Source organism: Brenneria izadpanahii, assembly GCF_017569925.1.
GTDB lineage: Bacteria > Pseudomonadota > Gammaproteobacteria > Enterobacterales > Enterobacteriaceae > Brenneria > Brenneria izadpanahii.
Map to the genome: position 1 here is coordinate 1,694,196 of NZ_CP050854.1, position 24,326 is coordinate 1,718,521.

At 52.0% G+C, this 24,326-nt stretch carries 20 protein-coding genes and 1 pseudogene; 10 read left to right on the top strand and 11 right to left on the bottom strand.

What is annotated here, in order from left to right; translation table 11 throughout:
- Positions 1–30 precede the first annotated feature (30 nt).
- The 5 genes from HC231_RS07505 (at position 31) to HC231_RS07525 (ending at position 4,602) form a co-directional block, all read left to right on the top strand.
- Positions 31–924 (top strand): helix-turn-helix transcriptional regulator, encoded by an 894-nt coding sequence (locus HC231_RS07505; RefSeq protein WP_208230435.1) that lies wholly within the window; start codon positions 31–33, stop codon positions 922–924.
- Positions 925–1,296: 372 nt separating this feature from the next.
- Positions 1,297–2,328: an isopenicillin N synthase family dioxygenase gene (locus HC231_RS07510; protein ID WP_208230436.1), complete on the top strand. Its 1,032-nt coding sequence runs from the start codon at positions 1,297–1,299 to the stop codon at positions 2,326–2,328.
- Positions 2,329–2,345: 17 nt separating this feature from the next.
- Positions 2,346–3,155, top strand: coding sequence for a MetQ/NlpA family ABC transporter substrate-binding protein (locus tag HC231_RS07515; RefSeq protein ID WP_208230437.1), 810 nt, complete (start codon positions 2,346–2,348; stop codon positions 3,153–3,155).
- Complete coding sequence (locus HC231_RS07520; protein WP_208230438.1) at positions 3,155–3,946, top strand: methionine ABC transporter ATP-binding protein; 792 nt, start codon at positions 3,155–3,157, stop codon at positions 3,944–3,946. Before HC231_RS07515 ends, HC231_RS07520 begins: the two co-directional genes overlap by 1 nt.
- On the top strand, positions 3,931–4,602 hold the full coding sequence (locus HC231_RS07525; RefSeq protein ID WP_208230439.1) for a methionine ABC transporter permease: 672 nt from the start codon (positions 3,931–3,933) through the stop codon (positions 4,600–4,602). Before HC231_RS07520 ends, HC231_RS07525 begins: the two co-directional genes overlap by 16 nt.
- A gap of 157 nt (positions 4,603–4,759) precedes the next feature.
- Here the strand turns inward: HC231_RS07525 and HC231_RS07530 are convergent, their stop codons facing one another.
- On the bottom strand, positions 4,760–5,665 hold the full coding sequence (locus tag HC231_RS07530; protein ID WP_208230440.1) for a BrxR family helix-turn-helix transcriptional regulator: 906 nt from the start codon (positions 5,663–5,665) through the stop codon (positions 4,760–4,762).
- Between the two features lie 221 nt (positions 5,666–5,886).
- Between HC231_RS07530 and pgaA the strand changes: the two genes are divergently transcribed.
- The 4 genes and pseudogenes from pgaA (at position 5,887) to pgaD (ending at position 12,119) form a co-directional block, all read left to right on the top strand.
- A complete protein-coding gene (pgaA, locus tag HC231_RS07535; RefSeq protein ID WP_208230441.1) occupies positions 5,887–8,337 on the top strand; it encodes a poly-beta-1,6 N-acetyl-D-glucosamine export porin PgaA in 2,451 nt (816 codons plus the stop codon).
- 10 nt (positions 8,338–8,347) lie between these two features.
- A pseudogene (gene pgaB, locus HC231_RS07540) lies at positions 8,348–10,362 on the top strand (poly-beta-1,6-N-acetyl-D-glucosamine N-deacetylase PgaB).
- Positions 10,359–11,687: a poly-beta-1,6-N-acetyl-D-glucosamine synthase gene (gene pgaC / locus HC231_RS07545; protein ID WP_208230442.1), complete on the top strand. Its 1,329-nt coding sequence runs from the start codon at positions 10,359–10,361 to the stop codon at positions 11,685–11,687. The pseudogene pgaB and the gene pgaC overlap by 4 nt, the downstream one beginning before the upstream one ends.
- Before the next feature lie 3 nt (positions 11,688–11,690).
- Positions 11,691–12,119: a poly-beta-1,6-N-acetyl-D-glucosamine biosynthesis protein PgaD gene (gene pgaD / locus HC231_RS07550; RefSeq protein WP_208230443.1), complete on the top strand. Its 429-nt coding sequence runs from the start codon at positions 11,691–11,693 to the stop codon at positions 12,117–12,119.
- A gap of 202 nt (positions 12,120–12,321) precedes the next feature.
- On the opposite strand, the gene yfiB is transcribed toward pgaD, so the two are convergent.
- From yfiB to yfiR, 3 genes are read right to left on the bottom strand one after another with little or no spacing between them, the layout of a single operon-like run.
- Entirely contained in the window at positions 12,322–12,807 is a 486-nt protein-coding gene (yfiB, locus tag HC231_RS07555; protein WP_208230444.1) for an outer membrane lipoprotein YfiB, read from the bottom strand.
- Between the two features lie 20 nt (positions 12,808–12,827).
- A complete protein-coding gene (gene dgcN, locus HC231_RS07560) occupies positions 12,828–14,057 on the bottom strand; it encodes a diguanylate cyclase DgcN/YfiN (RefSeq protein ID WP_208230445.1) in 1,230 nt (409 codons plus the stop codon).
- Positions 14,054–14,608, bottom strand: a complete 555-nt coding sequence (gene yfiR, locus HC231_RS07565; protein ID WP_208230446.1) for a regulatory sequestration protein YfiR — start codon at positions 14,606–14,608, stop codon at positions 14,054–14,056. Before yfiR ends, dgcN begins: the two co-directional genes overlap by 4 nt.
- A 228-nt stretch (positions 14,609–14,836) precedes the next feature.
- On the opposite strand from yfiR, the gene HC231_RS07570 reads away from it, so the two are divergent.
- Complete coding sequence (locus HC231_RS07570; RefSeq protein WP_208230447.1) at positions 14,837–15,610, top strand: hypothetical protein; 774 nt, start codon at positions 14,837–14,839, stop codon at positions 15,608–15,610.
- A gap of 79 nt (positions 15,611–15,689) precedes the next feature.
- Here the strand turns inward: HC231_RS07570 and HC231_RS07575 are convergent, their stop codons facing one another.
- The 7 genes from HC231_RS07575 to iolD form a co-directional block, all read right to left on the bottom strand.
- On the bottom strand, positions 15,690–16,574 hold the full coding sequence (locus HC231_RS07575; protein WP_208231250.1) for a DMT family transporter: 885 nt from the start codon (positions 16,572–16,574) through the stop codon (positions 15,690–15,692).
- A 507-nt stretch (positions 16,575–17,081) separates the two neighbouring features.
- Positions 17,082–17,513, bottom strand: a complete 432-nt coding sequence (locus HC231_RS07580; RefSeq protein WP_208231251.1) for a PTS mannitol transporter subunit IIA — start codon at positions 17,511–17,513, stop codon at positions 17,082–17,084.
- A gap of 54 nt (positions 17,514–17,567) precedes the next feature.
- A complete protein-coding gene (locus HC231_RS07585) occupies positions 17,568–18,965 on the bottom strand; it encodes a sugar porter family MFS transporter (RefSeq protein WP_208230448.1) in 1,398 nt (465 codons plus the stop codon).
- 235 nt (positions 18,966–19,200) lie between these two features.
- A complete protein-coding gene (locus HC231_RS07590; protein WP_208230449.1) occupies positions 19,201–20,322 on the bottom strand; it encodes a Gfo/Idh/MocA family protein in 1,122 nt (373 codons plus the stop codon).
- A 105-nt stretch (positions 20,323–20,427) separates the two neighbouring features.
- Positions 20,428–21,324, bottom strand: coding sequence for a myo-inosose-2 dehydratase (gene iolE, locus HC231_RS07595; protein ID WP_208230450.1), 897 nt, complete (start codon positions 21,322–21,324; stop codon positions 20,428–20,430).
- 2 nt (positions 21,325–21,326) lie between these two features.
- Positions 21,327–21,593 carry a hypothetical protein gene (locus HC231_RS07600; RefSeq protein ID WP_208230451.1) on the bottom strand — a complete coding sequence of 89 codons (267 nt, stop codon included), beginning with the start codon at positions 21,591–21,593 and terminating at the stop codon, positions 21,327–21,329.
- Between the two features lie 771 nt (positions 21,594–22,364).
- Complete coding sequence (gene iolD / locus HC231_RS07605) at positions 22,365–24,305, bottom strand: 3D-(3,5/4)-trihydroxycyclohexane-1,2-dione acylhydrolase (decyclizing) (protein ID WP_208230452.1); 1,941 nt, start codon at positions 24,303–24,305, stop codon at positions 22,365–22,367.
- Positions 24,306–24,326 lie beyond the last annotated feature (21 nt).

The window sequence follows — 24,326 nt, forward strand, 5'->3', positions numbered from 1 at the left end:
ATGGGCTCGGTGAAACGTAAAGGGAGCGGTATGCAAGGTCTGAAATCGGCAGAGTTATCGGCTTATCCTGGTTTTCCCTGTCCGCCGGGCATGAACGTGAAAACGCTGGAAATACGTCCCGGCATGGAGTTATCCCTCGTCACTTCCCGCGCCGCGCAGGCGCTGTCTGCGGTTGCGGAAGGGCCGGGCGATGCGGCCCGGATACATTTTAATTGTCAGCTTAGCGGCCAGACGCGGGTTTCCTGCCGCAATCGGCGTCTGGAACTGGAACGCGGCCGGGCGCTGACCACCTTTATTCCCGATGGCCGTTTCCAGCTACAGTGCAGCCCCGACTGGCGAAATATCGAACTGAGGATCTATCCGCAGCTGCTTATGGAACTGACGGGTGAAGATGATAGGGGATGGTATGACCCTCGCCGGGGGGATGACGGTCTGCTTTGCCACGTCAGTGGTCAGAGAATTATTGATTCAGCCGAACGGCTCAGCCGCCTGATGATGAGCGATTCCCCTTCCATATTGCTGGTGCATTCCGCCGCACTGGAATTCCTGGCCTGGAATTTGATGTCCGCCCGCTCCGTCATGCCGAGCGATGAGGGCATCGGCTCCCGTGAGCGCCGGCAGCTATGGCAGGCGCGCGAACGCCTGCTCAGCGATCTGAGTAAGCCGCCGACGATTGAACAACTGGCGCGCGAGAGCGGATTAAACCAGCTAAAGATCAAACGCGGATTCAAGCAACTGTTTGGCGCCACCACCTATGCGCTATTTCAGCGTAAACGCATGGAGCGGGCGCGGGATTTGTTACAGCGTCATAGCGTAACGGAAACCGCCGCTATGCTGGGCTACAGTAATCCATCACATTTCAGCGCCGCTTTTCGTAAACAATTCGGCCTATTGCCGAAGGATGTCCGCCGGCTTTGTCTATGAAGCGGCAATCATCAGGTCAAATATATATCGCGAAGTACAATAAGTTAGATAATTTATTCCGGCTTCGCGCTTTGTAAAAATTATCTGTTTTTGCGGGAGTATGGGCATATCCACTATTTGGATGAGCTTTTCCATTATTGGTATTTTACCTGGTTGCGTAAATCAGGATTAATACATCAATCAGGCTTAATATATTAGAGAGCGAATAGAGGAGGCGACGTATCGCCTTATTTCGCTGATATCAATAACGCCGAATGATCTCAAGCGGCTAATATATAAGAAGAGAGGATTAAATAATGTCCCATTACCGTTGTTGTAGCGACTCCACATTTTATTTAAGCGATTTTTATTGGCTAATAACCGGAGTCTGCTATGAGCAATATTACATCCCTGCCGATACTCGATCTGTCACAGCTTGACGGAGCGCTTGAACATCGGGCCGCTTTTCTGACGAAACTGAATCGCGCCGCCCGCGACGTCGGTTTTTTCTATCTGGTTCATCATGGCGTCAGCGACGCGCTGCAGCAGCGGGTGCAGCAAACGGCGAGAGCGTTTTTTGCTCTGCCGGACGCGGAAAAACAGCGTGTCGCCATGATTCACTCCCCCCATTTTCGCGGTTATAACCGGGCTGGTTCGGAATTGACGCGCAGCCAGCCGGACTGGCGCGAGCAGTTTGATATCGGGGCTGAGTGTCCCGCTGTGCAGCTATCGGCAAAGGATCCCGGCTGGCTGCGGCTACAGGGGCCGAATCTCTGGCCTGCGGCGCTGCCTGAGTTGAAAACCACGCTGTTGCAGTGGCAGCGGGAAATGACCGCGATGTCGTTGCGCCTGCTGCGGGCGTTTGCCGAAGCGTTGGAACTGCCCATCACCGCGTTTGATGCGCTGTATGGCGAAAAGCCTAACGAGCATATCAAGTTGATTCGTTATCCAGGTCAGCCGGACGACGGCAGCCGCCAGGGCGTCGGCTCCCACAAGGATTCTGGTTTTCTCAGCTTCTTATTACAGGATAACCAGCAGGGACTGCAGGTGGAAATCGAGCCCGGACGCTGGATCGATGCGCTGCCGCTGGCGGGATCTTTTGTGGTCAATATTGGCGAACTGCTGGAATTGGCGACCAATGGCTATCTGCGGGCGACGGTTCATCGGGTGGTTTCGCCCGCGGCCGGCAAAGATCGCCTGTCCATCGCCTTTTTCCTCGGCGCGCAGTTGGATAGCGTCGTACCGGTGTATCAATTACCCGACCATCTTGCCGTGAACGCGCTGGGGCCGACCAGCGATCCTGACAATCCCCTGCTGCGTGATGTGGGCTGGAATTATCTCAAGGGCCGTTTACGTTCTCATCCTGATGTCGCCAGCCGTTATTACGGTGATGTCTTGCAAACCAAAGAAAGCATAACTACCTAAAAATAAGGAAGCTCCGTATGAAAAAGCATGTCATTTTCTCTTTGGCAGGGGTGGCGTTATCCGTAAGTATGGCATTTTCGGTTCAGGCGGCGGACGCGCTGCGAGTGGCGGCCGATCCGGTGCCGCACGCCGAGATCCTGGCGCAGGTGAAAAAAATCGATCCCTCTTTGAATCTGAACGTGGTGGAGCTGACCAGCGGCGTTAACGCCAACGAGCTGCTGGCTCATGGGGATGTGGACGCGAACTATTTCCAGCATGTGCCTTACCTGCGCGATCAGGAAAAAGCGCTGGGCCAGGAGTTTGTCGTTGCCGCGACGGTACATATCGAACCGTTGGGCATTTACTCCAGAAAGCATAAAACGCTGAACGACGTGCCTGAAAACGCCACCGTGGCGGTGCCGAATAACGTCACCAACCTCAGCCGCGCGCTCTATTTGCTGCAAAGCCATGGGCTGATAAAGCTGAAGAGCGGCTATAACGATCCGGAAAAAGATCAGGCGACGCCGAAAGATATCGCCGAAAACCCTAAAAATCTGAAGATTACGGAAATCGAAGCGGCGCAAATACCCCGCTCGCTGGATGACGTCGATCTGGCGGTGATTAACGGCAACTATGCGTTGGAGGCCGGGCTGGTGCCGGCGAAAGATTCCCTTGGCCTGGAAAGCGCCAGCAATAATCCGTATGCCAATATTCTGGTGACCACGCCGGCGCTGAAAGACGATCCGCGCATCAAGCAGTTGGCCAAGGATCTGGAGTCCAGCCAGATAGCGGACTTTATCAATAGCCGGTACAACGGCTCGGTTATCCCGGTGGCAGGACAAAAATAATGATCGTCATTGAACAGCTTGGCAAGTATTACTCTGATAACGCCCGGCCCGCGCTGGATAACGTATCGTTGACCATTCCCGATGGTTCAATCTACGGCATCCTGGGGCGAAGCGGTGCGGGGAAGAGCACCTTGATCCGCTGTCTCAATCTGCTGGAACGGCCCTCATCGGGCCGTATTCTAATGGACGGTCGGGATATTACCACTCTGTCGCCGCAGGAACTGCGCCTGCATCGACAACGTACCGGGATGATTTTCCAGCATTTTAATCTGCTGCACGCCCGCAACGTGCAGGATAACGTGGCGGTGCCGCTGGAGATCTCCGGCGTAGCCAGAAAGGAGCGCGCCGCCAGAGTAAAAGAGCTATTGGATCTGGTGGGGTTAAGCGACAAGGCGCGGGCTTTTCCGTCGCAGCTTTCCGGCGGGCAAAAACAGCGGGTCGGGATTGCGCGGGCGCTGGCCGCGCGGCCGCAGTATCTGCTGTGCGATGAAGCCACCAGCGCGCTCGATCCGGAAACGACGGAATCGGTGCTGGCATTGCTGGCGGATATCAATCGTCAGTTAGGGTTGACCATCGTGTTGATTACCCATGAGCTGGCGGTGGTCAAGGCCATCTGCGATAACGCCGCCTTACTGGAAGCGGGACAGGTGGTGGAGAGCGGTTCATTGCGATCGCTGCTCTCCGATCCCGACTCGCGGTTGCGTAAAGCCCTGTTGCCGGATTATGCCGCCGAACGGGCATTTTTGCAGCGTCACGGCGTGGAGGATATTCGCTTATGCAAAGTCGCCTGAGCTGGGAGGATTTCTTCCCGCTGATGCTGAACGCCACGCTGGAAACGCTCTACATGGTGGGGTTGGCCGCACTGTTCACGGTGTTGATCGGTTTACCGGTGGGGGTTGTGCTGTTTATCAGCCGTCATGACGGCATATTGCCGCTGCCGTGGGTAAACCGCGTGCTGGGCGGCATTATCAATATCGGACGTTCATTGCCGTTTGTGGTGCTGCTGATCGCGCTGATCCCGCTGACCCGGCTGATTGTCGGAACCACATTGGGCAGCACGGCGGCGGTGGTGCCCATCACCATCGGCGCGTTTCCCTTCTTTTCCCGGGTGGTGGAAAATGCGCTGGACGAAGTCGATCGCGGGCGGGTGGAGGCCATTCTTTCCATGGGCGGCACCGCCTGGCACGTGGTCAGCAAAGTGCTGTTGCCGGAAGCGCTGCCGGCCATTCTCGCCGGTATTACTCTGACGGTGGTGATGTTGATCGGTTTTTCGTCGATGGCCGGGGTGATCGGCGGCGGCGGACTGGGGGATCTGGCGATTCGTTATGGTTATCAGCGGTTTAACGATCAGGTGATGGCCGGGACGGTTATTGTATTGATTGCGCTGGTACAGCTGGTGCAGTCGTTTGGCGATCGCATCGTACGCTCTCTGGCCTATCGGCGTTAGTTCACCTCGTTATCCGGGCTCTGGATTTCACGCTTAAGGGGGAATGCGGCCGCGCTCAACCCGCTTCGGGCCGGCCTGCCGCCCCGGCCGTCTCGTTATTGTGAACCGCCGGGACAGTCGCCGCTGGTCTGCGCCGCACGGACTGCGGCGGTAGACGTCAAACGCTTTTGGGCAGCGCATCAATATAGGGCTGAATTTCCTCTCTGTTTTTCAAAATAATCTTCGTTCCGGCCGGTTCGTCAGACGCTCTGATTGGCAGACTCAGGCGTTTCAGGGTGTGATACAGGAAAGCCTGTCGGCAGCTTAGCGAAACCTTTCCGTTTTGCATGCCGTAGTCCAACTCCAGAACGCGGCGGTGCGTAAGAGGAAGATCCGGATGCGGCGCTAAAACCAGCGTCAGGATGGTGTTCCACTGTTTGTCTGCGGCGGGATCTATTTCGGACGGCTCAACGCTGTCAATGCGTAAAATACGGGTGAGCACGAAGTCGCAGAATTGCTGTCGCGTGTGGCAGAAAGCGCGAACATGCCAGCGGCACCCATCGTATCCCAGGGCGTGAGGGGAGAGTAACCTCGGCGATTCGTCCATTGAGGCGGTTGACTGATAGCTGGCCTGAATCGCCATCTTTTGCCGAATGGCTTTTACGATGGTTTCGACCGTCTGCTCATTAAGCGCGCGCGATGGATAATGCGCCCAGTCAATTTCGGGCGCTGAGCCGATAAAACTGGCGTCAGGCTCCAATATGCCCGTCTCCGTGGCCAATAACTCTTCCAGATAGCGCTGAGCCGAACTTTGCTGATAAAGCGGGGAGAAATTCGGCGTGGCCGTATAGGTTTTAGCGCTGCGATCGTAAATCAGATTATCAGGCGCGATTTCCATGTATTTGGAAATGTCGAGCGACGCCTGCGGAATCGATAGTCCAAAAAAAGTGGTCAGGTCCGTTCGGTTGATGTTTCCTTCCCAACGAAGTCGAAAATCGATGAATTGGAGACGGCGCTCCAGTCCCCAGCTCCGTCCTTTGGGGGCACGCTCTGGATTGGTTTTAGAACTTTTAGGTATATGCATATAAATAATAGATGGATCTAATTACTAGACGGATATAAAAATTAGTCGTATGATAATTATACGCTAAAGCTGCTTTTCAGTCCATGAGAGGTACTTAGAACCAGAGTCTGCCATCTCTTCGCGAGCAACGCGAGATTATTCTTATTGGGTTCGGTGGTCCATCGCCGGGCTATTGCCATAGATAAATTTTATTAATCCTATGAATGTTGGGAGCTGTTGTTATGCCCCTATTTAGTGCACGGCTGCATCATTTTTATCTTCAGTGGAATAAGTGGTTAATAAGTTTTGTTTCTTTAGGTTGTGTGGGATATGCGCAGGCGTCCGTATCGGATTATGACGCGCTAGTCGTCCAGGCCCGCCAGGGAAATACCGACGCGGCGACGGCGTGGCTCGATCGGCAATCGCGCCAGCGTCTGTTGACGGTAAATGAAGTCGCCGACTGGCTGCAAATCAACGGTTGGGCCGGGAATGATAATGAGGTTATCAGGCTGTGGCAGCGCTATCGCCATGTAGCGGTGTTGCCTAATCGCGCTATCACCGCGGCGGCCAAGTCCTATCGTAATCTCCGTCAATGGCCGCAATCGCTTGAATTATGGCGCATGGCGCTGAAACGTTCGCCGAATGACGACGATGCGCTAAGCGGCCTGGTTATGACGCTCTCTGATGCCGGACAGCGCGAAGAAGCGCTGCATCTGGCGTCAATGCGCGTGCAGCGCGCCCCTAGCGCGGCGCACTGGCGTGAACTGGCCTGGGTGCAGAACGCGGCGGGGCTTCATGAAGAGGCGCTGGTTTCTATTTCTCAGGCGGTGCAACGTTCACCTTATGATGCTCAACTGTTAAGCGATTACAGCGCCGTGCTGGCCGACAATCGCATCAGTAAGCCGGCATTAGCTATTGGCAATCAGGCGGAATTGTCTCCCGCGGCGCTGCGCCAGCGCCAGTCTGACGCCGCCGCCGAATTGGTGCGCATGGCCTTCCTTCCCAGTCCTACCGAACGAGAGCGCTTTGCCGTGGCGGATCGCGCGCTGGCAAGCTATGAAACGCTGCTGACCCGCTGGCGTGCGGAACCTGAGGCGCAGGCGGACTATCGCCGCGCCCGTATCGATCGCATGGGAGCGTTGCTGGCGCGCTACCGCATGGAAGAGGTGGCGGCGGAATATGAAGACTTACGCCGCGCAGGGGATATTCCCGCTTATGCCCGGCTTTGGGCCGCTTCCGCCTATCTTTATCTGCGGCAACCCGCTAAAGCGGAACAGCTTTATCTTGCGGTGCAACGGGACGCGCCGCAGGAAATACGGCGGCTTGGGGAACAAAGCAATCTCTACTACAGCATGGCGGAAAACGGACGGATCGCCCAGGCGCAGCGGCAGGCCAGGCAACTGAGCCGAAACATCCCCTATTATCGTCATCTTTACGGGTCGCCGGTGCCGGCGCCGAATGACGACTGGCTGGCGGCGCAGCGGATCTTGACTCAATCAATATTGTTACGCGACGCGCTCCCGCAGGCGCAGCGGAAGGCCGAGCATCTGGCCGATACCGCGCCGGGCAATCAGGGGCTGCGCATCGATTTAGCGGATATTTACCTGATGCGCGGATGGCCGCGCCGGGCGGAAATGGAATTGAAGCAGGTTGAAGGGTTGGAGCCTCGCAATATGTACCTGGAGACGCGGCAGGGGCTGGCCGCGCTGGACTTACAGGAGTGGCGTCAGGCCGATCTGCTTACGGATGACGTGATTGCCCGCTACCCGGAGGATAGCGGCGTACAGCGGCTTGAGCGGCTGCGCCGGGTGCATCACATGGCTGAGTTGCGTATCAGCGGCGGCCAGGGCATAAAATCCGACAGTCCCGTCTCCGGTTCGCATAACGCCGATATTGATGCCGTGCTCTACAGTCCGCCGTTGGCCGACAACTGGCGCTTGTTCTCCGGGTTTGCGTTTCACCAGGGAGAGTTCAATGAGGGCCGGGGGATTAACCGCCATGTGCGCGGCGGCGTGGAGTTCACTAACCGGAACAATTGGCTGGAAGCGGAAATATCGGGGCAGAACTATGGCCGCGGGCAAAAAATAGGCGCGCGACTTTCCGGCCGGCATGACTTTGACGACAGCTGGCGCATCGGCGCGAGCGCGGAGCGATTGATGGATCGTACGCCGCTGCGGGCCTTAACCAACGGCGTGACGGCCAATGGCGGGCAGGCCTATGTTCGTTGGCGGCAGAATGAAAGGCGGGAATGGCGGCTGACCCTTGCGCCGGGATGGTTTTCCGACGGCAACCGGCGCTTCGAATATAGCCTTGAGGCGAAAGAAAGACTTTATAGCTCCGCTTTCCTGACGTTGGATTTCACCCCTTCGCTAAGCGGCAGCCGCAACAGCAGATCCGACGTTGCTTACTACAGCCCGCGCCATGACGCGGCGCTACTGCCCGCGCTGACGCTCGACCACTTGATTTACCGCCATTATCAGACGGAATGGCATCAGGTAGTGGTGGCCGGGGCGGGCAGCTACTGGCAGAAGGGCGAATCGCGCGGCGCCATCACCACGCTCGGCTATGGTCAACGCGTACTTTGGAACGACGTTCTCGATGCCAGAGTGATGGTGAATTGGGATAAACGTCCCTATGACGGTGTGCGGGAACAGAATTTATCGCTGTCTTTCGATCTTAATTACCGCTTCTGAAGGGCTGATGATGTTTTTGATACCTTTGCGTTGCTTATTGATTATTGCCGCCATGCTGGCTATCACCGCCTGCTCGCAGACCGAGCGTCCTACATTTGTCGCCCCGGCGGAGCGCCCGCGCGCGGCTAACGAACAGGTCTGGCCGGTCAATCATTATGTTGTGCTGTCTTATCATGATGTTGAGGATGATGGCGCGAATCAGCAGTTTATGTCGGTGCGGAGCAGCGCGCTCAATGAGCAGTTTGTCTGGCTGCGGGAAAATGGCTACCAGCCGGTCTCGGTGGACGATATTCTCCGCGCGCGCTCAGGCGGCAAGCCGCTGCCCGCGAAAGCGGTATTGCTTACCTTTGATGACGGCTACAGCAGTTTTTACCGCCGGGTATACCCTTTGCTGAGGGCTTACCAATGGCCTGCCGTGTTGGCGCCGGTGGGGAGTGGTTAGATACCCCGCAAGATCGGGCGGTGAATTTTGGCGGAAAACCGGTGCCGCGCGATCGTTTCCTGTTCTGGCGCCAGGTGCGTGAAATGTCGCAATCCGGTCTGGTGGAGATCGGCGCTCACACCTATGCGCAGCATAAGGGGATGACGGCGAATCCGCAGGGCAACATGGAGCCGTATGCGGTGAATCGCGTCTATGATCCGCTCGCGCGGCGATATGAAAGCGCGGCTGACTATCGCCGGCGGGTTAATGAGGATGTTGAGCTTATCACGCGGCGAATTACCGAAGTGACGGGCAAGCCTCCCCGCGTCTGGGTATGGCCCTACGGCGCGGCGGGAGGAGAAGCGTTGAAAATCATCAAGCAGCATGGCTATCAGATGGCGTTGACGCTTGAGCGGGGGTTGGCGTCAGCCCATGAGCCGTATAACGTTCCGCGTATTCTTATCGCCAACAATCCGGATCTCAGCCAGTTTGCGCAGATGGTGGTTGCTGTCCGGCAGCGGGAAAACATGCGGGTGGCGCATATCGACCTGGACTATGTTTACGATCCCGATCCGGCGCAGCAGGCGAGCAATCTGGACCAGTTGGTACAGCGGATCGCCGATCTCGGCATCAATACGGTTTTCTTACAGGCGTTCGCCGATCCGCAAGGGGACGGAAATATCCGCTCCCTCTATTTCCCCAATCGTTGGCTGCCGGTCAGGGCCGATCTGTTTAATCATGCCGCCTGGCAACTCGCCACCCGCGCCCATGTGGAGGTCTATGCCTGGATGCCGGTGCTGGCTTTTGACTTTGATGATGCGCAGGCGCAGCGCGTTGAAAAAATCGATCTTGCCAGCGGCCAACGGCGTATAGATACGCAGCAGTACAGGCGCCTATCGCCCTGGAATAGCGAGAACCGGCGGCGAATCATTGAAATTTATGAAGATCTTGCCTCTCACGCCTCGTTTGACGGCGTTCTGTTCCATGACGACGCCATCCTAGCGGATGACGAAGATGCCAGCCCTGATGCGCTGCGCGCCTATCAGGCGGCCGGATTCCCGGACTCCATTGCCGCTATTCGTCAGGATCCGCAGCTTTTCTCCCGCTGGACCCGTTTTAAAAGCAGGGCGTTGATTGAATTTACCCAGACGCTGGCGGCGCATGTGCGCGATATCCGCGGACCGCAGATAAAAACGGCACGCAATATTTTTGCGCTGCCGATTCTGGAACCTGAAAGCGAAGCATGGTTCGCGCAGAACCTGGATGATTTTCTTGCCGCCTATGACTGGACCGCGCCAATGGCGATGCCGCTGATGGAGAATGTGCCATTAAAAGAGAGCAACGTCTGGCTGGAAAAACTGGTGCGCGCCGTCGGTCAGCGTCCGGGCGCGCTAAGTAAAACGGTATTTGAGCTTCAGGCCAGGGATTGGCGTACGCCGGAAGAGCGTTGGTTGAGCGCTGAGCAACTGGCCGAATGGATGAAGTCTTTGCAGATTAATGGAGCGCAGAGTTATGGCTATTACCCAGATAATTTCTTGACGGACCAGCCTGAGCTGAACGTTATTCGTCCCGAATTTTCATCAAGTTGGTATCCGCTGCCATGATAGATCGTATTATTGCCCTTTTCATATTATGCCTGGTGCTGAGTATTCCGTTCGGCGTTGCGCTCGTCTTTACCGGTGAAGCGATGCTGTACTTCATTTTCCTCTGGCCGTTGTTTATGTCGGGGATCTGGATGGCCGGCGGCCTGTATTTCTGGTTTCACTATGAGCGCCACTGGCCGTGGGGCAAAGATGTGCCCCCGCCGACGCTGAAGGGGGAACCGCTGGTGTCGGTTTTGATCCCTTGTTACAACGAAGAGCAAAATGCGCGTGAAACCATTGAGGCGGCGCTGGCGCAGCGCTATCAGAACATTGAGGTCATCGCCATCAATGACGGTTCTAAAGACGATACGGCGGCGGTGCTTAATCAGCTCGCCAGTGAGTATGATCGGCTGCGGGTCATTCATCTGGCAAGTAATCAAGGCAAAGCCGTGGCGTTGCAGACCGGTGCCGCGGCGGCAAAGAGCGATCTGCTGGTCTGTATCGACGGCGATGCGCTGCTTGACCGTGATGCCGTGGTTTATCTGGCCGCGCCCCTGGTTGATAATCCCCGGGTGGGGGCGGTGACCGGCAATCCGCGAATTCGTACGCGTTCTACGCTGATCGGACGTATGCAGGTCGGCGAGTTTTCCTCGATCATCGGCCTTATCAAGCGCACTCAGCGCGTATACGGCATGATTTTCACCGTTTCGGGCGTGGTTGCGGCATTCCGCCGCCGGGCTTTGGCTGATGTCGGCTACTGGAGCCCGGATATGCTCACCGAAGATATCGACATCAGTTGGAAATTGCAGTTACGCCACTGGTCGGTATTTTTTGAACCAAGGGCGCTTTGCTGGATCCTGATGCCGGAAACGCTGAGAGGACTGTGGAAACAGCGTTTACGCTGGGCGCAGGGCGGCGCGGAAGTGTTTTTGAAGAATCTGCGCAATCTATGGTCCTGGCGTCATCGTCGTATCTGGCCGTTGTTCTTTGAATACAGCATTTCGACGATTTGGGCCTTTACCTACGCAATCAGCATTGTTCTTTTTTTCCTCGGCCAATTTATTGATATTGACGAAAATATCCGAGTGGAAAATATATTTCCGCCAGCCTTTACCGGCATGGTGCTGGCGGTAACCTGTTTACTGCAATTCTCGATTAGCCTGTTGATTGACAGGCGTTATGAGGAAAATCTGGGTAAATCGCTTTTTTGGGTAATTTGGTATCCGATGGTGTATTGGATGTTAAGTTTATTTACCAGTCTGGTTGGCTTTCCGAAGGTCATGCTGCAAGCGCGGCGTCAACGCGCCCGCTGGGACAGCCCCGACCGCGGTATTGAAAAGGGGTAATCGATGAATTCACCGTTGATATTGACCGAGCGACGCCTGCTCCCGCTGTTGTTTGATATATTGATGACGTTATGTGGCTGGTGCGGGTTTATTTTGCTAATGACCGAGAGTTTGTTGCTAACACTACAGCAATCGCCGTGGGCCGGGCCTCGTCCTATCTCGTCAGAGTTAAATACGTTTTCCCTGTATCTTGCTATTGGCATTTTCAATGCACTGCTGTTAATCGGCTGGGCGAAATACAATCAGTTTCGGTTTCGCATAGAACGCCGTAAACGCTCCGATGATTTAAATTCTGGAGAGGTGGCGCGGAGTTTTTCTATTCATAAAAATCAGATTGATACGCTTAACCATAACCGGGTACAGCATGTCTGGCATGACGAAGACGGACGCCTTGTTCGCATTGAGGCTATCAACGTAACTTGTGGCGCATAATGGGTTATACGCGTGATATTTCAAGTCGCGGAGGCGTTGGCCGCCCTTAATATATAACGCAAACGCACGACCATTATCGGCATAAAATATAACCGCTTTGGTCATTTCATCGCGGTTATATTTTTACGTTTTATTTGAAAAGATAGCGTTATTCTGATTCATCCCGGATAAATAAAATAGAGCGGGGCGAATGCTTATTTTATCAAGGCGCGGTGATAACAATAGAAACCCTGCGATTTTCTGCCCGGCCCTGCGGCGTATTATTGTCGGCGATGGGGTATTTTTCACCTAATCCCTGGGTCGTTAGATTACCGCGAGGTATATTGCCGCTTTCCGCATAAAAATCCGCAACGGTAGCTGCACGTTTGAGAGACAAAAATTGATTATAGCTGCTCTCGCCATAATTGTCCGTGTGTCCGTCCATTCTTGCGTGGAGTAATCCTACCGAAGATAAGGACGAGGCTATTTTTTTTATAGCCTCTTTACTTTGGGATGTCAGCGTTGATTTGTTATTTTCAAATAATACTTTTTCCGATAGGCCTAATGTCCATCCCTCTGGCGTATTTTTAAATCCTTGAGATTGTAATGCGGAAATTTGTGCGCGGGTAAATGTTTGCTGTGGAGACTGACAACCTACAAGTGCAAAAATTGCCACCGTAGCTAATGTTGCTATAAAGCCCGATTTCATAAAATCCTCTGTTTTGATAATTAAGCGTTATGATGGTTCTGTTTTTCCAGATACATATTTTTATCTGCTTCTTCCATTAAAGATTTTAATGTTGAATTATTGTCAGCAATCGCTACGCCGATACTGAGTGTCATATTAATCGTAATTCCATCGGATAAACAGATCGGTTCGCTCATTTTTCTATGAATTTTTTTTATGACGCCTTCAATATAGCTCATGTCTTTGGTTTCAGATAACAGAAACAGCGCGAATTCATCGCCGCCCAGGCGTGAGGGAAGCGATGCTTTGCCCACGCAATCTAATAAACGATTAGCAATAGTAATTAATACTTCATCGCCTACGGCATGTCCGTAGGTATCGTTAATCTCCTTGAAATGGTTGCCATCGATAAAAAGCAGCGCGATCTGAGATTTGCTTTTTTTATCTTTGAGCAGTTTTTCCAGCGTGCCGCAAAATGCGGCCCTGTTGGCTAATCCGGTTAGCGAGTCGTGCCGCGAGCGTTTCAGCAGAGAGTCGTTCTCTTTTAATATCTGCTTTTGCCAATGTTCAATTTCATTGATTAAGCTATTGAAATCTTTACTTAATGTGTCTATTTCCATAATTTTACCCGCCGGCGCCCGCCGGGTGAAATTTCGATTTTCTCTGATATCATGCACTACGTCGGTAATATTTTGCAGATCGATAATCAGGCCGTTATGCAAGCGCCGGGAGATGAAAATTGACAGCACGGAGGATAGAATTACGCATAGGGTCAGCGTGATTAATGAGAAATAGACAAATTGTTTAACCGTGGCATCCGCGCCGGATATCTCGATTTTACCGACTAATTCGCCCCGATGATAAATGGGTTGAATAATCGAGTGCGGGAAAAGCCAACGGATGATCAGTTTATCCGCATTATCCATCGAAAGGCTATCGGCGGCCCGCCATTCCGTTAATTTCTTTCCTTGGGCATCTGTTACGATGGCAATGTTAAATTGGTCCTGCTGGCCGAGATTGTTCAATATTTCTTTGGCGGCGATACCATCCTGAAACACCACGGCGGCTTCTATACTTTGACTTAACGTATAGCCCAGTAATTGCAGGTTTTTTTCAGCATATTGTTTAAATGAAATTAATGAAGCCGCGGTAATCAGCATCCACGATACCATCATCGTAATAACGAGACTCATCGTGCTAATACGAGTCAGGGCAGACCTGAAGGTTATTTTCCTTTCTATATGAGAGGCGGAAATTCCTTTTTTATTCATGATTTTTCATTCTGTGGTCGCGCGAGGATTAAAACTTCAGGGCTGATCCTGATACCGGTTCGGGATAAAGAATCTGAATTTACCGAAAAGCTGACTTTTTTATTAGCGAATATCAGGCAAAACGCGCTACCGGCGATACAGGCCGGATTTTGTTCGGCAATAGTTAATAACGGATGTTCGGGGTGTTGATTAACTATTGTTAATTGTTCTGAAATAGACTCTTTCCCAAAATATATGGCATCGCATCGTGATGGGGAATAATCTTGAGTATTCTTCAGCGTGACGGAATTAAAAATCGTTCTTTTGGGTGTCGCAGCCGGTGGCGGCGCGGTTAGTGAAGAAGAAAAATAAGCCGATGATAGTACGCAAAGAGTGGGCGTTTTATCTGGAACGGGCCAATATGAATAACTGATAATTCCAGCCACGGTTTGATAAACCATGTCCGCCGGCACCTGCGACATTTCGTACTCGATACCGGACGGTTTGGTTTTGGCGGAAGCCATAGCGGTAAACAGTATGCAAAGGGTGAATACAGGCCACTTTTTCACCATACTTAATCCAGTTATGTCAAAAAAAGCATTAATTCGAATAAGCTACAATATATTTAATATCTACTGTTCTATCCAGCGGTTTTTGGGAGCCGGCAGCCGGCGCTGTAGATAAAATAACCGTTCGGAGTTTACTTTCACATTTACATATTCGGTCTTCCTGTTACAGTCAAAAAAAGCCAACCGACATTGCGGTTCAGCTTGTTATCAATACGAAGGGAGATGTCTTATTTGGACATATTAGCGATTAAATTGGCTGTAACGCCGGTTCTGATGCTTGCTGTTTCTTTGGCGGTGAGAAAGTGGGGTGGGTTTGTTGGCGGTTTACTTTCCGGTATGCCGCTGACCTCCGGCCCGGTCGCTCTGTTTCTGGCGATTGAGCAGGGGCCGCAATTTGCGGCTAAGGCCGCCTCCGGCGCGTTATCTGGGCTAGCCGCGGTGTTGCTTACGTACCTTTTCTATCTCGTCGTCACCAGTTCTCTTTCTGTTTTGGCGGCTTGCGTCAGCGCGTTGGCATTTTTTGGCGTGATCTCTTTGCTGTTGCTGGTTTCCAATTCTCCCTTGGGGGCGATAATTATCAGCTTGGCGGCAATCGCGGCCATCATCCGATTAACCAATCGGGGAGGGCGGGAGATCCGAAAATCAACGGTTCCGTTTTGGGATATTCCGATGCGTATGCTGACGTCGACAGCGATGCTGTTCGCTATTACCGGCTCGGCACGGGTAATCGGTCCGCATGTCAGCGGTATTCTTTCGCCCGTTCCCGTCATCGCCTGGCCGTTGACGGTATTCGCGCACGTTCAGGGCGGGCGAAGCGAAATGGCGGCGGTAGTGCGTGGCAACGCGGTAAGTGCGATAGGCGTGATTATCTTTTATATGACGATCAGGGAACTGATCCTCCAGGCTGGATTATTGACGACCTTTGTCGTGGCATTCGCCGCTTCGGTATTAACTACAACCTTGTTGGCCGAAGTTATGCGGCGTTCGGCGAGAGCGGCGTCTTAATATCCGTATGGTATGGGGAACGCCTAAAATCAAGGCGGCGACCGGATGGCGTTCCAACTGATACGGTTTATTCGGAGGGTTAGCCGCTACGTTTTTTTCTCCTGAGCGATAGGTAATGCCGGCCGCGATACAAGAGTAAAGCGAGAAAAATCAGAATGCAGCCTGCCACTTTCTGTGCGGGCATCTTTTCTCCATACCAAATGGCGGAGAGAATAACGGTCCATACCGGCTCCAGCACCATAATAATGGCTGCGTTGGCCACGCTGGTTCGCTTTTGCCCGGCGATTTGCAATAGAAAACGTATCGAAGTGGCGATAATTGCGCTGGACACGAACCACAGCCAAATGCTGCCGTCGATATTGGCGGGCCACTGTTCATAGCATAACGAAATGATTATGCCGCATAGGCTGGTACAAAATAGCTGAATGCAGGTTAAGGGTAATACGGGGATCGTCAGCGCGTAACGGCCGTTGGCGCAAAAATATACCGCCTGGGTTAATGCGGCGGCAAGAAACCAGAATTGGCTGATCGATATCGTCCAGCCATGGGTTAACGTCAGCAGGGCCAATCCGAACAGCGCCAGGGGCAGGGATTCCCAAAAGGGGCGAGTCGGCGTGATCTTGAATATTACCCATGCCGCTAAGGGTACAAACAGCATTGAGAGGCTCATGATAAACGCCCCTTCGCCCAGCGCATCGCTTAGCGATACCGCCAGGATCCACAGCAACATTGACAGCGCTTGCAGACAGCCCACGCCGACGATACCAGGGATGGACGATGGCGTGATGCGATTTTTCCGTCGAAAACAGAAAGGCAGTAAGAATATGCCGGCCAGTAAAAAGCGCAGCCCTATGAAACCGAACGTCGGCATGCCCTGAAGCGACTCTTTGGAGAAAATCCATCCAAAACTGGCAGTTAACGTTGTCGCGATTAATAACAAGTCCGCGCGCCGCTGTTGATTTATCATGACATGCTAACCGCCTCAAACGGGGTCCATAACTTAGGCGTTGATTCCGCTCACCTCTTCGACGTTCGCCCCGATTGACCGTCACAAGCGGTGTTTAAATCTGCTCCCGGCAGATTTGTCACTTACCCCGGTCACTTGACTTCAGTAAGCGCCGGCGATTGATGAGAGACATCCGGTCTTTCACCGCAGGCCAGCCGGTGGCTGGTCAGATTCGTTCCCGGCGAGCTGGTGTTGCGTCGCCGTCTTCGCGCATCTCGAAATCTATTGATAGAGGGGAAAGCGTGGCAAGCAGCGATACCCTGTGTCGCGGCCGTCCCGAGTATCTCGAACTTTAAGCAAATGGTATTACTGCTATAAGGCAGAACAGGCGATAGCCTTTGTAATGCGGCATACCTGCTTTTTACGGAATGGGCATTTTCGTCTCATTACGTCCAATTTGCTCATAGATACCGGCATACGGCATATAGGTCAGTATCTATGAGTATGCTTACTTCGTTTGGGAAATTACCCCCGATTAAGAATACGAAGAAAATCCTGTTTATTCGAGATAAGAGAGAGCGCGTTAGCAATGATTTCATCACTAAAAATAGACGCAATTTCTTTTAATACATCAATATGTTGCGCTTCTTTAGCAATAACGCCGATGGTAATAAACATCACATTGCTTCTATCCCAAATAACGCCATCAGGAAATTGAAAAACCTCAATTCCTGTTTTAACGATGATATTGGTGGCTGATTTTGGCAAATGAGGAAGGGTAATGCCGTTTCCCAGGAACGTAGAAACTTGATGCTCTCTTTCATTAAGAAAAGCAATACAATCCTGATTGACATATCCTTTTTCTTTAAATTTGTTACCTACCATCGATAAAACTTCAGCTTTGTTTTTTGCTTTACAGCCTAAATGAAGATTATCGGGCGTAATATTATCTATCATCATCTGTCTCCTGTGCGATATGGCCTATTTGCCTTCGGGTAAGACATCTTTTAACTATACTCCAGAAGACAGTTCTTCCTCTAGTTGTTCTAATGATTTATTAGCCGTTTCGGGTAATGCTAATACAACAAATATAATAACTAGGTAGTTTATAACGGCAAGAATCAGGAATACGGGACCCAAGCCAAGTTTTGCTTGAAGAACTGGGAATAAATAACTGACGATGGCGTTCATGATCCACATAAAAAATACCGAAATGCCCATGGATAATCCGCGGATTTTTAACGGGAAAAGTTCAGCCAATACCACCCAGGTAAGAAAACCCATGGTGCCTTGCATGACGCCGACAAATAATGCTCCCAGCAGCCAGATAGTCGTGGCTTTTACATCGCCGACCAGATAGTAGTCCGCGGCGGCGATGATCAAATGCAATGTCGCCATGAGGGCAAAACCGGAAATAATCAGCGTTTTCCGTTTAAACCGGTCGACCAGGAATATAACCCCGACTAGCATACCGCCAACAGAGAAAACGCCGTTTAACACGTTACAAATCAACGCCATTCTTTCAGAGAATCCTGAAGTACGGAGTATTTCCGTGCCGTAATACATGATGACATTCACCCCGGTGGTTTGCTGTATAGCCGCCCAGGCGATACCAACCAGCAGTAATTTGAAAATCCAGGGGGTTTTGAGAATGATTGCCAGCATCCCTTGCGAATGCAGCTTCTTTTCCGATTCGATATTAATCAGCGTCACGATATCGTCAAACTCTTTAACCGCCCTTTCTGTCGGCCGAATTTGCTTTAAAATGTCTAAGGCTTCTTCCCGGCGATTTTTGCTAATCAACCAACGAGGGCTTTCCGGCGAACGCCACATGCCGATAAGCAAACCTAAAGCCGGAATCGCCTGGACGACTAACATATAGCGCCACACATCGGGGAGATGCCCCCAAACGTAGCCGATAATGGCGTTGATCGCGAACGCGGCTAATTGGCCGATAACAATCGCCACTTCATTTAATCCGGTGAGTTTCCCCCGCCTCTCGGTTGGCGCGATTTCGGATATAAACGCGGGCGCGGTAACCGATGCGCCCCCTACGGCATAACCGAGCAAAAACCTGGCGAGCAATAGGGTGACGATCTCGGGGGATAGAGCGGACATCATGGCGCCGAATAAGAAAATAAATGATAAATATAATAAATATTTTCGCCGGCCAAAATAATCGGCCAGTCGGCCGCCACAGACGCTGCCAATCGCGGCTCCGATTAAAAGAACGCTCATGACGAGGCCTTCGGTTGTCGGTGTCAGCCCCATACTTTCTTTTAAAGAAGGAAACGCGCCATTAATAACACCTGTATCATAACCAAAGAGCAAGCCGCCGAATGTAGCGACTAATGTTATTTGGTGTAATCGTTTTCTTTGTTGTAGGTTGAGATCCATTATTAGCGACATGTTCTTACCTTTTTATTCAGTTAACCAGGTGATGCCAAATAGCCTCTTCAAACTGCTTAAGCAGTTGCCTTTGATTCCTTGTGAATCAAAGGCGAAGAAGTTTCTTTGGCACTGTGAGTTATTATTCGCCTAAAAATTTATTTATATAAGGCAAATAAATTTGATAAAAAGTTTTAGTTCTGATTACTTACTAAGGTTTTATTTGCTGCGCTTATCCTTTTATTATTGTCTCGTGCTAAATTTTAACCCATCGGCGTTCTTGCGCTGACTGGGCAATAGCTTCCAATACTTGAGAAACGCGTAACCCTTCCTCAAAATCGGGCCACATTTTATCGTCAGCGGCAATGCCGTTGATCAAATCTCTTATTTCGATAGTCTTTTGATCGTTGAAACCAAAGCCATGACCGGCAGAGACGCAGAAGGGGGCATAGTCAGGATGAGACGGGCCGACTAAAATAGTTTTGAAGCCTTGTCTTTCCACCGGATCGTCATGCCGATAGAGTTTCAACTCGGCCATTCTTTCCTGGGTATAGGTAATTGAACCCTTGGTTCCGGTTACCACATAAGTTAATCCCATCTTGCTGCCGCTGGCGATCCGTGAAGTTTCAATCACTCCCATAACGCCGGATTCAAAGCGGACTAACGCGCTCGCTTGATCCTCATTTTCCACTTTGACCCGTTGAGTGGGATCGCGCGGATCGGGGCGTTCTGCGATAACGGTTGCCATATCGCCGGAAACTTCGCTGATATTGCCGATAAGGTAATGGGCCATATTAACGATATGCGCGGCAAGATCTCCCAACGCGCCTAAACCGGCAAATTCTTTCTTGCAGTGCCAGTCGATAGGCGTCTGGGGATTGGCTAAATAGTCTTCGTTATGAGTACCGTAAAAATGCACTATTTCGCCGATTTCGCCATTTTCAATAATTTGTCTGGCTAATTGCGCCGCCGGGTTTTTCATATAGTTAAAGCCCACCAGCGTTTTGACGTTAGCCTTTTTGGCGGCCGCCACCATTTCGCTGGCGTCGGCGGCTGTCAGCGCCAACGGTTTTTCGCTATAGACGTGTTTGCCATGTTTGATGGCTTCAAGCGCGACCTCTTTATGAAGAAAATTAGGAACGCAAATATCGACGACATCGATTCGCGGGTCGCTTACCAGCTGACGCCAGTCAGCCGTATAACGATTAAAACCAAAATCGTTTGCTTTTTTCTCTGCCAATTCCTCACTTATTTCCGCAAGCATTTCCTTCACTATTTTCCCTTTTAGCGGAAAAACGGTAGGCGCCTGCGCATAGGCTATTGCATGACAGCGCCCAATATAACCCGTACCAACTAATCCAATTCTGATTTCTTTCATTAGTTGCTCTCTATCTTATTTTTACTTAACCCGCTAAATACATCGTTGCGGGTAGCCAATAGCCGCAAGGCGAAACATGCCTTGCGGAAACGTAATACATCGTCATTAAATGCCGGCGACTTCGCGGATGTAGCGCCTGGCTTTAACGGCATATTCAAAAGGATTAGCTTTGGCGGGATCTTGTTCTGCCTCCACCACGATCCAACCTTCATAACCAAAATCTTCCAGTAGCTTAAAGACCGGATTGAAATCGATTACTCCGTCTCCCGGTACGGTAAAGGTTCCTTTTTTCACGCCATCAAGGAAACTCAACTTATGGGTGCGAACCTCGGCCACGATCTCATCCCGCACATCTTTCAGATGAACGTGGTTGATGCGCGGCAGGTATTTTTCCAGGATTTGCAGCATCGCTTCCTGTGAGCCTTCCGAGTAGTAGGCATGGCCGGTGTCATAGAGCAGGTAAACGTCGTCATCCACCAGATCCATGAAGCGATCGATCTCCTGGGTGGTTTGAATGCCGGTGCCCATATGGTGATGCAGCCCGACGGTCATCCCTTTTTCCGCCGCGAGATCCGCCAATTCGTTATAACCCTCGGCCACCAGCTGCCATTCTTTATCGTTGAAGCTGGGCCGCCCTTCCAGAACCGGCTTTGGCGTACCCTGGGTGCTGCGCGACTGTTCGGAACAGCCAATGACTTTCGCCCCCATGGCATGAAGAAAATCACGGTGAGTGATAAATTCATCGATGGTTTTGGCTTTTTGCCCGTCGGCAAAAAAGGTACTGAACCAGGCATTACAGATTTGAATACCGCGTATATCCAGCATCGGTTTAAGAATCTTGGGATCCCGCGGATATTTACTGCCGACTTCGCTGCCGGTAAATCCGGCCAGCGCCATTTCGCTGACCGTTTGCTGAAATGTATTTTCCTTTCCTAAATCGGGCATGTCGTCATTGGTCCAACCGATGGGGGCAATGGCGAGTTTGACTTTATTTTTATCCATGATTAATACACCTTGAATAGAGCGATGTTAGAAAAAATATCCCGGGCGTCTGCTCGTGGCGCGTAACAAGTAACAAAAGGGCATGGCGACTTAACGTTGGTAGAAGAACCGGAAGCGGCAGTAAAGAAATACTCAATCAACCCAAGGCTTTTTGGCGACGCGGCCCTGGCGTGTTCGGACGCCGTTGTACTTTGTAATACCCGTCTATAACGGCGGATATGTTTGTGACCAATGACTCCGGTACCGCTCACCCCTAATTTCAGCGTCATCTTCATCCTCCTGCCTGTTAGACGTTAATTCAGAGCTTGGTACGTAAACCGGCGCAGCCCGATAGCCATACTGAGAAACTGTATCGTGGTGCATATCGTTTCAAAGTATCTGCGGCTCCATAAGAATATATCTTTCATAAGAAATTAATGCAGAAAAAATATTCCGTTTTGAGATAAGGATCATAAATTGACGGATATTTTTTGTAGCGAACCTGTTATTTTCTCGTTCTTCCCTAGGGGACAGGTAAAAGGGTGATGCAGTAACGATATGTTTTATAATAATATTATTCGGTTTTGTTTACCGGTATTTTGTTTTTTTTCTCCATGACGGCATCGATAATTGTTAAAAAAACGGCCTGGATTAATGATAAATAATCCCCGTTATGAGGATGGTTATCAGATTTTTTAAAAAACTAAATTTCTATTGGTGTTGTTATAGAATATTTATTTTATTTGTCCGCTGTCAGGGTACAGGTAAGAACGCGACTGCCGCGGCGGCGGCCGGTTAAACGCGGGGATTTGAATAAATTGCGTCATGAAGGAACATAACCATTCCGCTCGGAGCCTGCCAACGTTATTGCCGGGAAAGTGGAAGGCGGCTCGAAAAAATGCAGGAAGCAGGCATCAAGACGCGCAACGTCAGTTGACCGAGAACCGCCGCTTTCGTTGAAACCGTCTCGCCGGCGATATGGCATTGCCGTTATGTCCGTCATACTTCAAGCCGCAGCGCGTTGGCTTTGTTATGCGGCCCATCCATGGACCGGCTTAATCTCAATATTGACGAGCCTTGTCAATATTCTCCGCCAGCATATTAGCCACGGCCTGTATGCTGGCGCTGGCGGATACCTGCGCGCCGCCGACCCGCCACCAGCTGAAATAGCCGTGGATCATGGTTTTCGGCAGCACTTTGACATCGATCAGCGTCGAGACGGTCTGTCGCCTAGCGTCTTCCAGCGCATGATGCAACTCTTCCACCGTAGTGACCCGATAGCTTTTACAGCCGTAACCTTCGGCGACCTTAGCGAAATCCATCGGCACAAAGGCGCCGTCAAGCCGGGATGGGGATTTATCACGGAAACGGAATTCGGTGAAAAAACTTTGCATGCCGTGTCCCAACTGCAGGTTGTTAATGCAGCCGTTCGTCATATTGTCGAACAGCACCACATTGATTTTGCAGCCTTCCTGAATGGAGGTAACCAGCTCGGTATGCGACATCATAAAGGCGCCATCGCCCACCAGTGCGTATACCTCCCGGGCCGGTTCGGCCATTTTAACGCCCAGCGCCGCGTTGACTTCATATCCCATACAGGAGTAACCGTATTCCACGTGATAGCCCTGGGGAGCGGTGGTACGCCAGATACGCTGCAGATCCCCCGGCAGGCTGCCAGAGGCGGCGACAATCACCGCGTCTTCCGGGATGGTTTCATTGACGATGCCCAACACCCGGCTCTGGGTGAGCAGCGAGCCGGTGATACTGTTGAATTCGGCAAAAACGGCCTTGTGGTCCAGAACGTCGTTGACTTCAGGTACAAAATTTTCGCCGGTATAATTAATGGAATAAACGCGCTTCCGTTCCGCCTGCAATTGGTTGCGTACCTCGGTTACGCGATCCCCCCAGTTTGCGCGCCAATCTTCCGATACCAGGTATTGATTAAGGGAGCGCAGCGCCTCGCGCGCGTCCGCGGTGACCTGGCAACCGTCGAGCTTGGTGGCGTCGAAACGATTGATGTTGAGGTTCAGGAACGAAACCGCCGGATTCTGGAAAATCCATTTGGAGGAGGTGGTGAAATCGGTATAACGGGTGCCGACGCCGATAATTAAATCGGCCTCTTTGGCCAGCAGGTTGGCCGCCAGGCTTCCGGTTTCGCCGATACCGCCGACATTCAGCGGATGATCGGAAATCAATACGCCTTTCCCGGCCTGGGTTTCGGCGAAGGGGATATGGTAGCGTTCGGCGAAATCCCGCAGCGCCTGCCCGGCGTCAGAATATTGGACGCCGCCGCCGCAAATCAGCAACGGTTTGCTTTTACGCAGCAATAATTCCTTCGCCTCGTCCAGCATATCCGCCGTGGGTAATCGGCGCTCGATGCGGTGCACCCGTTTTTGGAAGAAATAATCCGGATAATCGTAAGACTCGCCCTGAACATCCTGCGGCAGGGACAGCGTGACCGCTCCGGTTTCCGCCGGATCGGTCAGCACGCGCAACGCGCTGATGCAGGCGCTCATCAGCTGTTCCGGCCGGGAAATCCGATCCCAATATTTGCTCACGGTGCGAAACGCGTCGTTGGTGCTGATACTGAGATCATAGGACTGCTCAATTTGCTGCAGCACCGGATCGGGCTGGCGCGTCGCGTAGACATCGCCGGGCAGCAGCAGCAAGGGAATGCGGTTGGCGGTGGCGGTGGCCGCCGCCGTAATCATATTGGCCGCGCCGGGACCGACGGAAGAGGTGCAGGCGTATATCTGCCGGCGCAAAGACTGCTTGGCGTAGCCGATGGCCGCATGGGCCATGCCTTGTTCGTTACGGCCCTGATGGATGTGCAACTGCCCGCAATCCTGTTCCAAAGCCTGCCCGAGCCCCAGGACATTGCCATGACCGAAGATGGCAAAGATCCCTTTAATGAATTTTGTTTCGACGCCGTCAACTTCGACATATTGATTGTCTAAGAAACGTATCAGCGCTTGCGCCACGGTTAATCTGATTTTGTTCATATTTTCCTTCCGTTGCCCCTG

Coding starts and splice junctions, on each gene's coding strand:
- HC231_RS07505 (WP_208230435.1), top strand. CDS start 31: ATGCAAGGTCTGAAATCGGCAGAGTTATCGGCTTATCCTGGTTTTCCC.
- HC231_RS07510 (WP_208230436.1), top strand. CDS start 1,297: ATGAGCAATATTACATCCCTGCCGATACTCGATCTGTCACAGCTTGAC.
- HC231_RS07515 (WP_208230437.1), top strand. CDS start 2,346: ATGAAAAAGCATGTCATTTTCTCTTTGGCAGGGGTGGCGTTATCCGTA.
- HC231_RS07520 (WP_208230438.1), top strand. CDS start 3,155: ATGATCGTCATTGAACAGCTTGGCAAGTATTACTCTGATAACGCCCGG.
- HC231_RS07525 (WP_208230439.1), top strand. CDS start 3,931: ATGCAAAGTCGCCTGAGCTGGGAGGATTTCTTCCCGCTGATGCTGAAC.
- HC231_RS07530 (WP_208230440.1), bottom strand. CDS start 5,665: ATGCATATACCTAAAAGTTCTAAAACCAATCCAGAGCGTGCCCCCAAA.
- pgaA (WP_208230441.1), top strand. CDS start 5,887: ATGCCCCTATTTAGTGCACGGCTGCATCATTTTTATCTTCAGTGGAAT.
- pgaC (WP_208230442.1), top strand. CDS start 10,359: ATGATAGATCGTATTATTGCCCTTTTCATATTATGCCTGGTGCTGAGT.
- pgaD (WP_208230443.1), top strand. CDS start 11,691: ATGAATTCACCGTTGATATTGACCGAGCGACGCCTGCTCCCGCTGTTG.
- yfiB (WP_208230444.1), bottom strand. CDS start 12,807: ATGAAATCGGGCTTTATAGCAACATTAGCTACGGTGGCAATTTTTGCA.
- dgcN (WP_208230445.1), bottom strand. CDS start 14,057: ATGAATAAAAAAGGAATTTCCGCCTCTCATATAGAAAGGAAAATAACC.
- yfiR (WP_208230446.1), bottom strand. CDS start 14,608: ATGGTGAAAAAGTGGCCTGTATTCACCCTTTGCATACTGTTTACCGCT.
- HC231_RS07580 (WP_208231251.1), bottom strand. CDS start 17,513: ATGATAGATAATATTACGCCCGATAATCTTCATTTAGGCTGTAAAGCA.
- HC231_RS07585 (WP_208230448.1), bottom strand. CDS start 18,965: ATGTCGCTAATAATGGATCTCAACCTACAACAAAGAAAACGATTACAC.
- HC231_RS07590 (WP_208230449.1), bottom strand. CDS start 20,322: ATGAAAGAAATCAGAATTGGATTAGTTGGTACGGGTTATATTGGGCGC.
- iolE (WP_208230450.1), bottom strand. CDS start 21,324: ATGGATAAAAATAAAGTCAAACTCGCCATTGCCCCCATCGGTTGGACC.
- HC231_RS07600 (WP_208230451.1), bottom strand. CDS start 21,593: ATGACGCTGAAATTAGGGGTGAGCGGTACCGGAGTCATTGGTCACAAA.
- iolD (WP_208230452.1), bottom strand. CDS start 24,305: ATGAACAAAATCAGATTAACCGTGGCGCAAGCGCTGATACGTTTCTTA.